General features: G+C 58.8%; 15 protein-coding genes. 8 read left to right on the top strand and 7 right to left on the bottom strand.

The genetic code is table 11. The features are described from left to right. Positions 1-25 precede the first annotated feature (25 nt). Positions 26-919 (top strand): LysR family transcriptional regulator, encoded by an 894-nt coding sequence (locus POF45_RS16580; RefSeq protein ID WP_282316158.1) that lies wholly within the window; start codon positions 26-28, stop codon positions 917-919. Here the strand turns inward: POF45_RS16580 and POF45_RS16575 are convergent. Continuing rightward, entirely contained in the window at positions 916-1242 is a 327-nt protein-coding gene (locus POF45_RS16575) for an ElaB/YgaM/YqjD family protein (RefSeq protein ID WP_259497994.1), read from the bottom strand. The genes POF45_RS16580 and POF45_RS16575 overlap by 4 nt on opposite strands. Positions 1243-1397: 155 nt before the next feature. Between POF45_RS16575 and POF45_RS16570 the strand changes: the two genes are divergently transcribed. Beyond that, positions 1398-1613 carry a dodecin gene (locus POF45_RS16570; protein ID WP_259497992.1) on the top strand — a complete coding sequence of 72 codons (216 nt, stop codon included), beginning with the start codon at positions 1398-1400 and terminating at the stop codon, positions 1611-1613. Positions 1614-1741: 128 nt separating this feature from the next. After that, complete coding sequence (locus tag POF45_RS16565; RefSeq protein ID WP_259497990.1) at positions 1742-1972, top strand: DUF1161 domain-containing protein; 231 nt, start codon at positions 1742-1744, stop codon at positions 1970-1972. Between the two features lie 52 nt (positions 1973-2024). On the opposite strand, the gene POF45_RS16560 is transcribed toward POF45_RS16565, so the two are convergent. Beyond that, positions 2025-3026: an LLM class flavin-dependent oxidoreductase gene (locus POF45_RS16560; protein ID WP_259497988.1), complete on the bottom strand. Its 1002-nt coding sequence runs from the start codon at positions 3024-3026 to the stop codon at positions 2025-2027. A gap of 241 nt (positions 3027-3267) precedes the next feature. Between POF45_RS16560 and POF45_RS16555 the strand changes: the two genes are divergently transcribed. Further along, positions 3268-3699: an OsmC family protein gene (locus tag POF45_RS16555; RefSeq protein WP_201199402.1), complete on the top strand. Its 432-nt coding sequence runs from the start codon at positions 3268-3270 to the stop codon at positions 3697-3699. 278 nt (positions 3700-3977) lie between these two features. Beyond that, a complete protein-coding gene (locus POF45_RS16550) occupies positions 3978-4217 on the top strand; it encodes a DUF1161 domain-containing protein (protein WP_259497986.1) in 240 nt (79 codons plus the stop codon). A 6-nt stretch (positions 4218-4223) separates the two neighbouring features. On the opposite strand, the gene POF45_RS16545 is transcribed toward POF45_RS16550, so the two are convergent. After that, on the bottom strand, positions 4224-4643 hold the full coding sequence (locus tag POF45_RS16545; protein WP_259497985.1) for a PA0061/PA0062 family lipoprotein: 420 nt from the start codon (positions 4641-4643) through the stop codon (positions 4224-4226). Between the two features lie 41 nt (positions 4644-4684). After that, a complete protein-coding gene (locus POF45_RS16540; protein WP_259497983.1) occupies positions 4685-5101 on the bottom strand; it encodes a PA0061/PA0062 family lipoprotein in 417 nt (138 codons plus the stop codon). Between the two features lie 59 nt (positions 5102-5160). On the opposite strand from POF45_RS16540, the gene POF45_RS16535 reads away from it, so the two are divergent. Further along, positions 5161-6252 carry an aminopeptidase gene (locus tag POF45_RS16535; RefSeq protein WP_259497981.1) on the top strand — a complete coding sequence of 364 codons (1092 nt, stop codon included), beginning with the start codon at positions 5161-5163 and terminating at the stop codon, positions 6250-6252. A 112-nt stretch (positions 6253-6364) separates the two neighbouring features. Here POF45_RS16535 and POF45_RS16530 read toward each other — a convergent pair whose 3' ends face one another. Next, positions 6365-7015 carry an HAD family hydrolase gene (locus tag POF45_RS16530; RefSeq protein ID WP_259497979.1) on the bottom strand — a complete coding sequence of 217 codons (651 nt, stop codon included), beginning with the start codon at positions 7013-7015 and terminating at the stop codon, positions 6365-6367. A 28-nt stretch (positions 7016-7043) separates the two neighbouring features. Beyond that, a complete protein-coding gene (locus POF45_RS16525) occupies positions 7044-7589 on the bottom strand; it encodes a gamma carbonic anhydrase family protein (RefSeq protein ID WP_259497977.1) in 546 nt (181 codons plus the stop codon). Positions 7590-7678: 89 nt separating this feature from the next. Between POF45_RS16525 and prlC the strand changes: the two genes are divergently transcribed. Beyond that, positions 7679-9730: an oligopeptidase A gene (gene prlC / locus POF45_RS16520; RefSeq protein ID WP_282316157.1), complete on the top strand. Its 2052-nt coding sequence runs from the start codon at positions 7679-7681 to the stop codon at positions 9728-9730. Continuing rightward, positions 9727-10014, top strand: a complete 288-nt coding sequence (locus POF45_RS16515) for a YheV family putative zinc ribbon protein (protein WP_282316156.1) — start codon at positions 9727-9729, stop codon at positions 10012-10014. Before prlC ends, POF45_RS16515 begins: the two co-directional genes overlap by 4 nt. 98 nt (positions 10015-10112) lie before the next feature. On the opposite strand, the gene POF45_RS16510 is transcribed toward POF45_RS16515, so the two are convergent. Further along, a complete protein-coding gene (locus tag POF45_RS16510) occupies positions 10113-10757 on the bottom strand; it encodes a phosphatase domain-containing protein (RefSeq protein ID WP_259497972.1) in 645 nt (214 codons plus the stop codon). Between the last annotated feature and the right edge of the window lie 238 nt (positions 10758-10995).

Genomic DNA, 10995 nt, shown 5'->3' with positions numbered 1-10995 from the left:
CCTGTCAGGAAAACTCACACATAAAATGAGCCATGACCTCCCGCCACTGAACGCCCTTCGCGCCTTCGAAGCCACCGCCCGCCTCAACAGCGTCAGCCAGGCTGCCGAGCAACTGCACGTCACCCATGGCGCGGTCAGCCGACAGCTTAAAGCGTTGGAGGAGCACCTTGGCGTGGCGCTTTTCATCAAGGATGGACGTGGCCTTAAACTCACAGATGCCGGCGTGCGATTGCGCGATGCCAGTGCCGAAGCCTTCGACCGCTTGCGCACCGTCTGCGCCGAGCTGAGCCAAAGCACCGCCGATGCGCCCTTCGTGCTCGGCTGCTCCGGCAGTTTGCTGGCGCGCTGGTTCATTCCACGGCTGGGACGGCTGAATACCGACTTGCCGGACCTGCGCCTGCACCTGTCCGCCGGCGAAGGCGATCTCGATCCACGCAGGCCGGGTCTGGACGCCTTGCTGGTCTTCGCCGAACCGCCATGGCCTGCGGACATGCAGGTTTACGAATTGGCCAGCGAACGCATCGGCCCGATCATGAGCCCGCGATTCGCCAACTGCGAACGACTGCAGCACGCGCCAGCCAGCGCATTGCTGAACGAACCTCTGCTGCACACCACCTCACGCCCACAGGCCTGGCCGAGCTGGGCACAGCAAAACGGCCTCGACGCCAAGGCGTTGAAGTACGGTCAGGGATTTGAGCATTTGTATTATTTGCTGGAGGCGGCAGTGGCCGGGCTGGGTGTGGCGATTGCGCCTGAACCGCTGGTGGCCGAAGACTTGAAGGCCGGTCGCCTGGTTGCGCCGTGGGGCTTTTGTGAAACCCCGGCACAACTGGCGCTTTGGCTACCCAAGCGCGCCGCAGACGGGCGCGCTCGGCAGTTGGCGCAGTGGCTCAAGAATGAGCTGCGCCAGGCGGATTAGTCGCCGCGTTTGCACAACAGATAGGCTGCGAGCAGACCCAGCGCGCCGACGGCAACACCGGCTGTGGTCCACGGATGTTCTTGCGCATAGTCCCGTGTAGCGAGCCCGGTTTCGCGGGTTTTCACTTTCACTTCTTCATACGCGTCACTGAGCAAATGGCGCGAATGTTTCAGCGCGCTCTCGGCGTTGCTTTTCAATGCTTTGAGGGTCTTGCGCGACTCGTCCGAGGCATCGTCTTTCAGGCTTTCCAAAGATTTCAGCAGACTCTCGATCTCGGCTTCCATGCTTTGCAATGAGGCTTTACGTAAAGAGGTGTTGGCCATGGTGGCTCTCCTGCATTGGTTGAGTAGCGTGTGTTGGTTGGGACTTCAGGGGTGGGAGAAAGTGCAGAAAATATGAACTTCGCTGTGCGAATAGCCGACAGAAGTCATACGAAAAATCACTGCTAGGCTGTATTTCATACCCCGAGGAGAACGCCATGACTGACCATCACACCTACAAGAAAATCGAGCTCGTCGGCTCGTCCACCAGCAGCATTGAAGACGCCATCAACAACGCTCTGGCGGAAGCCAGCAAAAGCATCAAACACTTGGAGTGGTTCGAAGTGACCGAGACCCGTGGTCACATCAAGGATGGCAAGGCTGCGCACTTCCAGGTAACCCTTAAAGTCGGGTTCCGAATTGCCAGTAGCTGAGTTTGAGCTAGTCTTCTGAACTTGCGCGCTGGCCGAGTGCCATAGGAATGGCAAAGCGCTACGTGGTCAGCGCATCCGGCTGAAGGCCGGGTGCCGACCCCTTTTGATCCGACCAGGGAATGCAACCGATGAAGAGACTTATTTTGGCGGTGGGTTTGTTGAGCCTTGCGGGGACAGCCTTTGCTGCCGGCAAGTCGTGCGACGTACTGGAGAAGGAAATCAAGGACAAGCTGGAAGCTAAAGGCGTCCACCATTACGCGCTGCAGATTGTCGATAAAGCAGGCAACAACGGGGCGGACGGCAAAACCGTCGGCACCTGCGATGGCGGCAAAAAAGAAATCGTCTACAAACGCAAATAAATGTGAACAGATAAAGCCGACGCCATGGCGTCGGCTTTTTTGTGGGCGGGTTTCAGCCCTTCATGACCTGCGCCAGCAGCTCATACGAGTGAACACGATCAGCGTGCTCGTACAGATCACAGGTGAAGATCAGCTCGTCGGGCTGGGTCTGCTCGACAAGCACTTCCAGCTTGGCACGGATTTTTTGCGGGCTGCCAACCATGGCCAGGCCCAGGAAGTCGCCGACGGCTTCTTTCTCATGGGGCAACCACAAGCCGTCCATGGTTTTCACCGGCGGGCGCTGCACCAGGCTCTGGCCGCGCATCAGCGCGAGAATGCGCTGGTAAACCGAGGTCGCCAGATAGTCCGCCTGTTCATCGGTATCGGCAGCCACCAGGGGCACACCGAGCATCACGTAGGGCTTGTCCAATACCGCCGAAGGCTTGAAGTGATTGCGGTAGACGCGAATCGCCTCGTGCATGAATCGCGGTGCGAAATGTGAGGCAAAGGCGTAGGGCAAACCGCGCTCACCCGCCAGTTGCGCACTGAACAGGCTCGAACCTAACAGCCACACCGGAACGTTGGTGCCGGTGCCCGGCATCGCGATGATCCGTTGATCCGGGGTGCGCGGGCCCAGGTAGCGCACCAGCTCGGCGACGTCTTCGGGGAATTCATCGGCGCTGCCGGAGCGCTCGCGACGAAGGGCCCGGGCAGTCATCTGATCGGAACCCGGCGCACGACCCAGACCCAGATCGATTCGACCCGGATACAGGCTTTCCAGGGTGCCAAACTGCTCAGCGATCACCAACGGCGCATGGTTGGGCAACATCACGCCACCGGAGCCGACCCGGATGGTCGAGGTGCCACCGGCCAGATAACCCAGTAACACGGAGGTCGCAGAACTGGCGATGCCGTCCATGTTGTGGTGCTCGGCGACCCAGAAACGGGTGTAGCCGAATTTTTCGACGTGCTGTGCCAGGTCCAGGGAATTGCGCAGCGATTGCGCAGGGCTGCCGTTCTCACGCACCGGCACCAGGTCGAGGGTGGAAAACTTAACGTCAGACAATCGTTTCATGAACCTGCATCTCCAAAGGGTGCGCAGGTTTTTCTCACGAACGAAAACCTGCCAAGTCTAAAGGCGTTACTCATGCAATGAGGGCATATACCCGAGTTTCAATAGCAGACGCGAATTTGCCCACGAGATAAGCGGCTCGATCCGACAGGATGAACTTTGCACTGTCTTCTATCCTCAGAACCCTTAGCAACCGAAAACCACGAAGGCGCGAACTTTCGCGCCGGATCTTGAGGAGGCAGACATGGCTATCACGAAGAAAGCATCAGCTCATTGGGCAGGCGATCTGAAAACCGGCATCGGCTCCATTTCCACGGAAACCGGCGTCCTCAGAGAAGCGCCCTACGGCTTCAAGGCCCGTTTCGAGGGCGGCAAGGGGACCAATCCGGAAGAACTGATCGGCGCGGCCCACGCCGGCTGTTTTTCCATGGCGTTTTCAATGATTCTCGGCGACGCCGGCCTCAAGGCTGACAGCATCGACACCAACGCCGAGGTCACGCTGGATCAGGTGGAGGGTGGTTTTGCGATCACCGCAGTGAAACTGATCCTCAAGGCAAAAATCCCGGGGGCGACCCAGGCGCAGTTTGAGGAATTGAGCAAAAAAGCCAAGGAAGGATGCCCGGTGTCCAAAGTGCTGAATGCGAAGATCAGTCTTGAGGCGACGCTGGTCAGCTGATCTTCGTTCGGATATGAATCGGCGCTGGATGGACTGGCGCCTTCGCGAGCAGGCTCGCTCCCACATTGAATCTCCAGCGGATACATATTGTGTGTCCAACCGGGATTCCCTGCGGGAGCGAGCCTGCTCGCGAAGGCGATCTGAAAATCACTACAAGATTTAAATCTGTAAGCAAGTGTTATGAGCGAAGTCAGAACTCGCTTTAACAAGGTATGGTCGAATATATGACAGCAGTTTCAGCGCATGATCGTGCGCGCTGCACCTAGGGAGCTTCAACCATGAAACGTTTCGCCTTGGCGATCATCTGCAGTGCACTGGCCACATCGGTTCTGGCGGAGCCCAAAGACTGCGAAGAACTCAAGAAAGAGATTGAAGTCAAGATCCAGGCCCGAGCCGTACCGTCCTACACCCTGGAAATCGTCAGCAAGGAAGAGGCTGCAAAACACGACTTGGCCATGGTCGTCGGCAAATGCGACTACGGTAGAAAAGCGATCATCTACCAGAAAAACAACAACTGACCGACCTCAGATGATGCAGTTGACGTTCCGGTCTTCGGCGACAACCTCGCGCTTGTCGTTATACAGCCGTGCGCTGGGGTCAAACGTCAATGAGCGACCTTCGAGCGTGTAATGCTGACCCGCTTCGAAATGGTCGTACTTGATGGTCAGGTAGCACAAGCGCTCCACCGGTTCGCCCATGATCCCCGAAGGTCCGCCGAACACCTCAAAGTCAAAACGCACCAGCAGCTCATGACTGCCGGGGGTGACTTGATAGTAGCGCCCGTCGTTCACTCGACGGTTGTCCAGACGCTCGGCCATGAGCAGTTTGCCGCCAGGTGTCGGGGTGGAGAAGTCGATCCAGGCCATCTGCGGATCGACCGCCGGCAACGGGCTCAGACAACCGGAAATGACGCTTGTGGCGAGTACCAGCAACAACCTGCGCATGATAAGTATTCCGAGACATGTTCATCAAAGCATAGCCCGGATCAAGTGCGCTGGCAGCCGGCCGGTGTGCCCTGGCCAATGACTTTTCGCTGCTGGTCGTAGAGTTTTGCCCATGGCCGGAAGCCGATATTCCCCGCTTGCAGCTGATAACGCTCCCCGGCGTTGAAGTCCTTGAATTTCACGTTCAACTGGCAGTCACGCCACAGCGGCTCGGCGTCCGGCCCGATGTTGCTGGGTGCCACCGCAAACTGATAACGCACCTTCAACTCATGGCTGCCGGGCTGTACTTCGAAGTAGCGCTTGTCGGTCGCCGAAGCGTTGTCCACCTTCAGCGCCTGCAATTCGGTGTCTTGCTGCCTTGAGTCCAGATCGATCCAGGCCTGAGTCGGATCAGGGTCCGGCAACCCGGCACAACCGGCCAGCATCAGCAGGCCTCCTGTCAGCATCAACGTGCGCATAGCGGAGCTCCAGTAGGCGGGATAGTCTTGCGAGCAGACTCTCCAGGGGTGATTTTATTTTGATCAGGCCACTTCCAAGCCATGGGTTACTTGATCGCGTTTTGCGCGTTTTGTTTCCGGGTGTGTTGTTTTTGTTGCTCAACGGTTGCACCAGCGTCAGCTACTACAGCCAGCTGGCCGACGGTCAACTGCAGCTACTGCGGGCCCGTGAGCCGGTGGCCAAGGTCGTTGCCGACCCCCAGCGTGATCCGCAATTGCGCGCCCATCTGGCCCAGTCACAAAAGGCCAGGGCCTTTGCCACCGAGCATCTGCACCTGCCGGACAATCCGAGCTATCGCTTGTACGCCGACATCAAGCGGCCCTACGTGGTGTGGAACGTCTTCGCCACGCCGGAGTTCTCCCTGAAACCGCAGAACCATTGCTTCCCCATAGCCGGCTGCGTCGCCTATCGCGGTTATTACAGCCAGAGCGCGGCGCGTGGTGAAGCGGCATTGCAACGGCTGAACGGCATGGACGTGTCGATTGGTGGCGTCGAGGCCTATTCCACCCTGGGCTGGTTCAACGATCCGATCATCAGCTCGATGATGAGCTGGGGCGATGAGCGACTGGCCACGCTGATCTTCCACGAACTGGCGCATCAGCGTTTTTATGTGAAGGACGACACCGAATTCAACGAGTCCTACGCCACGTTTGTCGAGCAGGAAGGCACTCGCCAATGGCGGGCCAGCCGTGGTCTGGCGCCAGACAGCGGCACGCAGATCCAGCAGCGCGATCAGTTCATCCAGCTGATTCTGGACACCCGCTCGCAACTTGAACGGCTGTACGCCCAGCCCTTACCGGCTGAGCAGATGCGCCAACGCAAAGCCGCGACATTCGAACAGTTGCGCGCCGATTACCGGAAAATACGCGACAGCCAGTGGGCCGGGGATAAACGCTATGACGCCTGGATCAACGCACCGCTGAACAATGCCCGGCTGTTGCCGTTTGGTTTGTATGACCAGTGGGTGCCGGCGTTTTCGGCGTTGTTCAAACAGGTGGGCGGGGATTGGGCGAAGTTTTATCCGGCGGTGGAGAAGCTTGGCGGGTTGCCGGTTGGGGAGCGTAAGGCGGTGTTGAGGGCGTTGGCTGGATCAGAGAGTTCTGGCGGCTGACTGGGCCTCTTCGCGAGCCGGCTCGCTCCCCCATTGGATCTTCAGCGGACACCCAATTTGTGGTCCGCCCAGATTTCCTGTGGGAGCGAGCCTGCTCGCGAAGGCGATTTACTTAACGACGTAAAAACGCCTGATGCATTTCCTCCAGCGTTTCAAAATGATACGCCGGCGCTTCAGCACTCAGTTCTTCGTGGCTACCGAACCCATAGCCCACCGCCGCCGCGTCCAGCCCGTTACTCCGGGCCCCGATCAGGTCGTGTTTACGATCGCCGATCATCAGCGTGCTGGCCGGGTCCAGACCTTCTTCGGCCATCAGGTGGGCAATCAGCTCGACCTTGTTGGTACGTGTGCCGTCCAGCTCGCTGCCGTAAATCACCTTGAAGTGTTTGGCGAAGTCGAAGTGACGGGCGATTTCCCGGGCAAAGATCCACGGCTTGGAGGTGGCGATGTACAGCTGCCGCCCTTGCCCGCCCAAAGTTTCCAGCAACGGCGTGACGCCATCGAACACCCGGTTCTCGTATAGGCCAGTGACCTTGAAACGCTCGCGATAGAAATTGACCGCTTCCCAGGCCTTGGCTTCGTCGAAGTCATAGAACTGCATGAACGCCTGCAACAGCGGCGGACCGATGAAGTGTTCGAGCTGGGTCAAGTCCGGCTCATCGATGCCCAGTTTGCTCAAGGCGAACTGGATCGAACGGGTAATGCCCTCACGCGGATCGGTCAGGGTGCCATCGAGGTCGAACAGAACAGTTTGGTAATGCATGAAAATTCCTGAGTGATGGCGAGACGGTTCAGACCTGGTCGTAGCCTTCGGCCAGATGCAGATCCTTGAGCTTCACGTAGTTCGCCGCGCTGTAGGTAAAAAAGGCATTTTCCTTGTCCGTCAGCGGCCGGATTTGTTTCACCGGGCTACCAACATACAGATAACCGCTGTCCAGACGCTTGCCCGGCGGCACCAGGCTGCCGGCGCCGATGATCACATCATCCTCGACTACCGCACCGTCCATGACGATGCTGCCCATACCGATCAGGACGCGGCTGCCAATGGTGCAGCCATGCAGCATGACCTTATGGGCGATGGTCACATCATCACCGATCAGGCACGGGAAACCGTCAGGGTTGAACGGGCCGGCGTGGGTGATGTGCAACACGCAGCCGTCCTGCACGCTGGTGCGCGCGCCGATACGGATGCGGTGCATGTCGCCGCGAATCACCGTCAGCGGCCAGACGGAGCTATTTTCACCAATTTCGACATCGCCGATCACCACCGCCGAGGCGTCTACAAAAGCGCCGGTGCCGAGCAGCGGCGTGTGGTCCAGATACTTGCGAAGGGTCACGATAGGGATTCTCTCTGTTGCTGATAGCTGCGGTGAGCGTCGATTGTAATTAAGATGGCTGCATGTTTCTTCCAGCCAAGGTGCCAACCGTGAGCGTGAACAACCCTCTTTTGCAGTCCTACGACCTGCCGCCGTTCTCGGCGATCCGTGCCGAACACGTGCAACCGGCCATTGAACAGATCCTGGCTGACAACCGCGCTGCCATTATCAAGATCCTTGAAAGCCAGGGCAAACAACCGACCTGGGCCGGCCTGGTGCTGGCGATGGACGAGCTCAACGATCGCCTGGGGGCCGCCTGGAGCCCGGTCAGCCACCTCAACGCCGTGTGTAACAGCGCCGAATTGCGCGAAGCTTATGAGTCCTGCCTGCCGGCCTTGAGCGCTTACTCCACCGAAATGGGCCAAAACCGCGAACTGTTCCAGGCGTTCGAAGCACTGGCCAACAGCCCCGAAGCTGCCGGTTTCGACGTGGCGCAGAAAACCATTCTGGAGCACTCGCTGCGTGACTTCCGCCTGTCGGGTATTGACCTGCCGGAAGCCGAACAGAAACGCTATGCCGAAGTGCAGAGCAAACTCTCGGAGCTGGGCAGCCGCTTCTCCAATCAGTTGCTCGACGCCACCCAGGCCTGGACCAAACACGTCACCGATGACGCCGCCCTCACCGGCCTGACCGATTCGGCCAAGGCGCAAATGGCCGCCGCCGCACAGGCCAAGGGCCTGGACGGCTTCCTGATCACCCTGGAATTCCCGAGCTACTACGCGGTGATGACGTACGCCCAGGACCGTGCCTTGCGCGAAGAAGTCTATGCCGCCTACTGCACCCGCGCTTCGGACCAAGGCCCGAACGCCGGCCAGAACGACAACGGCCCGGTGATGGAAGAGATTCTCGACCTGCGTCAGGAGCTGGCCAAGCTACTGGGTTTCGCCAGCTTCTCGGAGCTGAGCCTGGCCACCAAAATGGCCGAGTCCAGTGATCAGGTGCTGAGCTTCCTGCGCGACCTGGCCAAGCGCAGCAAACCGTTTGCCGCGCAGGATCTGGAGCAGCTCAAGGCGTATGCAGCCGAGCAAGGCTGCCCGGATTTGCAAAGCTGGGACAGCGGTTTCTATGGCGAAAAACTCCGCGAGCAGCGCTACAGCGTTGCCCAGGAAGCCCTTCGCGCCTACTTCCCGATCGATAAAGTACTGGGCGGGCTGTTCGCTATCGTCCAGCGTCTGTACGGCATCGAAATCGCCGAGCAGAAAGGCTTCGACACCTGGCACCCGGATGTTCGCCTGTTTGAAATCAAGGAAAACGGCCAACACGTCGGCCGCTTCTTCTTCGACTTGTACGCCCGCGCCAACAAGCGCGGCGGCGCCTGGATGGACGGCGCGCGCGACCGTCGTCGTACCGCCGAAGGCGTGCTGCAAAGCCCGGTGGCCAATCTGGTGTGCAACTTCACACCGGCCGACAGTGGCAAGCCGGCGCTGCTGACTCACGATGAAGTCACCACCCTGTTCCACGAATTCGGGCACGGCCTGCATCACCTCCTGACCCGCGTCGAGCATGCCGGTGTGTCCGGCATCAACGGCGTAGCCTGGGATGCGGTCGAGTTGCCAAGCCAGTTCATGGAAAACTGGTGCTGGGAACCGGAAGGCCTTGCGCTGATTTCCGGCCATTACGAGACCGGCGAACCACTGCCACAGGATCTGCTGGGCAAAATGCTCGCGGCGAAAAACTTCCAGTCCGGCCTGATGATGGTGCGTCAGCTGGAGTTCTCGCTGTTCGACTTCGAACTGCACGCCACCCACGGTGACGGCCGTAGCGTGCTGCAAGTGCTCGAAGGCGTGCGCGACGAGGTTTCGGTCATGCGTCCACCTGCCTACAACCGCTTCCCGAACAGCTTCGCGCATATCTTCGCGGGCGGTTATGCGGCGGGTTACTACAGCTACAAATGGGCTGAAGTACTGTCGGCAGACGCCTTCTCCAAATTCGAAGAAGACGGCGTGCTGAACGCAGAGACCGGCCGCGCCTTCCGCGAAGCGATCCTGGCCCGCGGTGGTTCTCAGGAACCGATGGTGCTGTTCGTCGACTTCCGTGGCCGTGCGCCATCGATTGACGCACTCTTGCGCCACAGCGGCCTGAGTGAGGACGCAGCAGCATGAGTGAGGGGCCTGTGATTACGAAAAAACGCTTTATCGCCGGGGCGGTCTGCCCGGCGTGCAGCGAGCCGGACAAGTTGATGATGTGGAACGAAGACACGGTCCCGCACCGCGAGTGCGTGGCCTGTGGCTATTCCGACACGCTCAACGAGCAGGGTCTGTCGGTGCCCAAGGAATTGGGCACCCGGGTCAACACCTCGGCGCTGAAGGCGCCGGACGCCAAGGTTCAGGCCGTGCAGTTTTTCCCGAACCCCAAGCTGAAGAAAAAGCCTGACGAACAGCAGTGACTGAACACCGCCTTCCACGTTTCAAGGGTGTGGAAGGCGGTGTCTATATCGATCTGCGCAACGCCCTCTGGCTGCGAATCTTCTTGCAACAGCGCTCCTTACTGAACGTTGGCCGACTTGAGCCAACTTTTCATCGAACACATCGCAAACGGGCTGGTGCTGCAATCGCCATTGGCTAATGCGGTACGAAGTTTGTCGACATCCGCTTGCATCATGTAGCGAACGCCGTCCTTGAAGTGGGTGCTGTCGCCAAAACCGCCCTGGGTCATTTCGTTCAGCGCATCTTCCTTGCTCCAGCCCTGCACAACGACTCGATACATGGCGGACATCAAGCCGGTACGGTCGGAACCGTGCTTGCAATGCATCAACACCGGGCCCTGAGCTTCGGCGGTTTGAATAGCACGAAGCGCCTTGATGACGTCAGCGTCATCGACATGATTGGTGCGATAAGGCAGTTGCACCTGGTTGATGCCTGGCGCGGTTAACCAGTTCGCGTCCGACTCAGGCAGAAACGTGATGACCGTGCCGACCTTGAGGCTTTCCAGCAAAGGCACCGCTTTGCTGTCAGGCAAGGCGCTGCGATAAAGGGTCGGGGACATTTGATAAAGATTGTACTTCGAGTCCACAGGTTGAGCCCATTCAGCAGGACGGACCGACGGCGTATCGTCTGCCGATACCTGCGAAAAGTTGAAAAGTGCCACCAGCGAAAAGCATAACGCTGGCAAAAGACGAAGTCGGAACATGCTCGGGCAACCGTTGAATAAACCAATGTATGAAGCCAAGTATCTCCCTGGCGCAGTCAAAGGCCTGTGAGGTGATTGTCAAAGAATTGTGAATCCGTCGGCTGTAGCCCTTCTTTCGTCGTAAAAGCCGACGTTTTTGCGCTGAATCGGTTCATCTTGATCCTTAGCCTGCTACCATTTGTTACCAAAGTTTGCAGATGCGCTCGACTTCATCCGGTCGTTCAACCCTCGCATCGCT

It is taken from the genome of Pseudomonas fungipugnans (genome assembly GCF_029955235.1).
Classification (GTDB): domain Bacteria; phylum Pseudomonadota; class Gammaproteobacteria; order Pseudomonadales; family Pseudomonadaceae; genus Aquipseudomonas; species Aquipseudomonas fungipugnans.
Note: the sequence above shows the minus strand (reverse complement) of the source record. Positions and strands in the feature narration are given on the sequence as shown.

What these genes read in the sequence shown, in the direction of transcription:
- POF45_RS16580 (WP_282316158.1), top strand. Translation starts at nt 26, where the DNA reads ATGAGCCATGACCTCCCGCCACTGAACGCCCTTCGCGCCTTCGAAGCC.
- POF45_RS16575 (WP_259497994.1), bottom strand. Translation starts at nt 1,242, where the DNA reads ATGGCCAACACCTCTTTACGTAAAGCCTCATTGCAAAGCATGGAAGCC.
- POF45_RS16570 (WP_259497992.1), top strand. Translation starts at nt 1,398, where the DNA reads ATGACTGACCATCACACCTACAAGAAAATCGAGCTCGTCGGCTCGTCC.
- POF45_RS16565 (WP_259497990.1), top strand. Translation starts at nt 1,742, where the DNA reads ATGAAGAGACTTATTTTGGCGGTGGGTTTGTTGAGCCTTGCGGGGACA.
- POF45_RS16560 (WP_259497988.1), bottom strand. Translation starts at nt 3,026, where the DNA reads ATGAAACGATTGTCTGACGTTAAGTTTTCCACCCTCGACCTGGTGCCG.
- POF45_RS16555 (WP_201199402.1), top strand. Translation starts at nt 3,268, where the DNA reads ATGGCTATCACGAAGAAAGCATCAGCTCATTGGGCAGGCGATCTGAAA.
- POF45_RS16550 (WP_259497986.1), top strand. Translation starts at nt 3,978, where the DNA reads ATGAAACGTTTCGCCTTGGCGATCATCTGCAGTGCACTGGCCACATCG.
- POF45_RS16545 (WP_259497985.1), bottom strand. Translation starts at nt 4,643, where the DNA reads ATGCGCAGGTTGTTGCTGGTACTCGCCACAAGCGTCATTTCCGGTTGT.
- POF45_RS16540 (WP_259497983.1), bottom strand. Translation starts at nt 5,101, where the DNA reads ATGCGCACGTTGATGCTGACAGGAGGCCTGCTGATGCTGGCCGGTTGT.
- POF45_RS16530 (WP_259497979.1), bottom strand. Translation starts at nt 7,015, where the DNA reads ATGCATTACCAAACTGTTCTGTTCGACCTCGATGGCACCCTGACCGAT.
- POF45_RS16515 (WP_282316156.1), top strand. Translation starts at nt 9,727, where the DNA reads ATGAGTGAGGGGCCTGTGATTACGAAAAAACGCTTTATCGCCGGGGCG.
- POF45_RS16510 (WP_259497972.1), bottom strand. Translation starts at nt 10,757, where the DNA reads ATGTTCCGACTTCGTCTTTTGCCAGCGTTATGCTTTTCGCTGGTGGCA.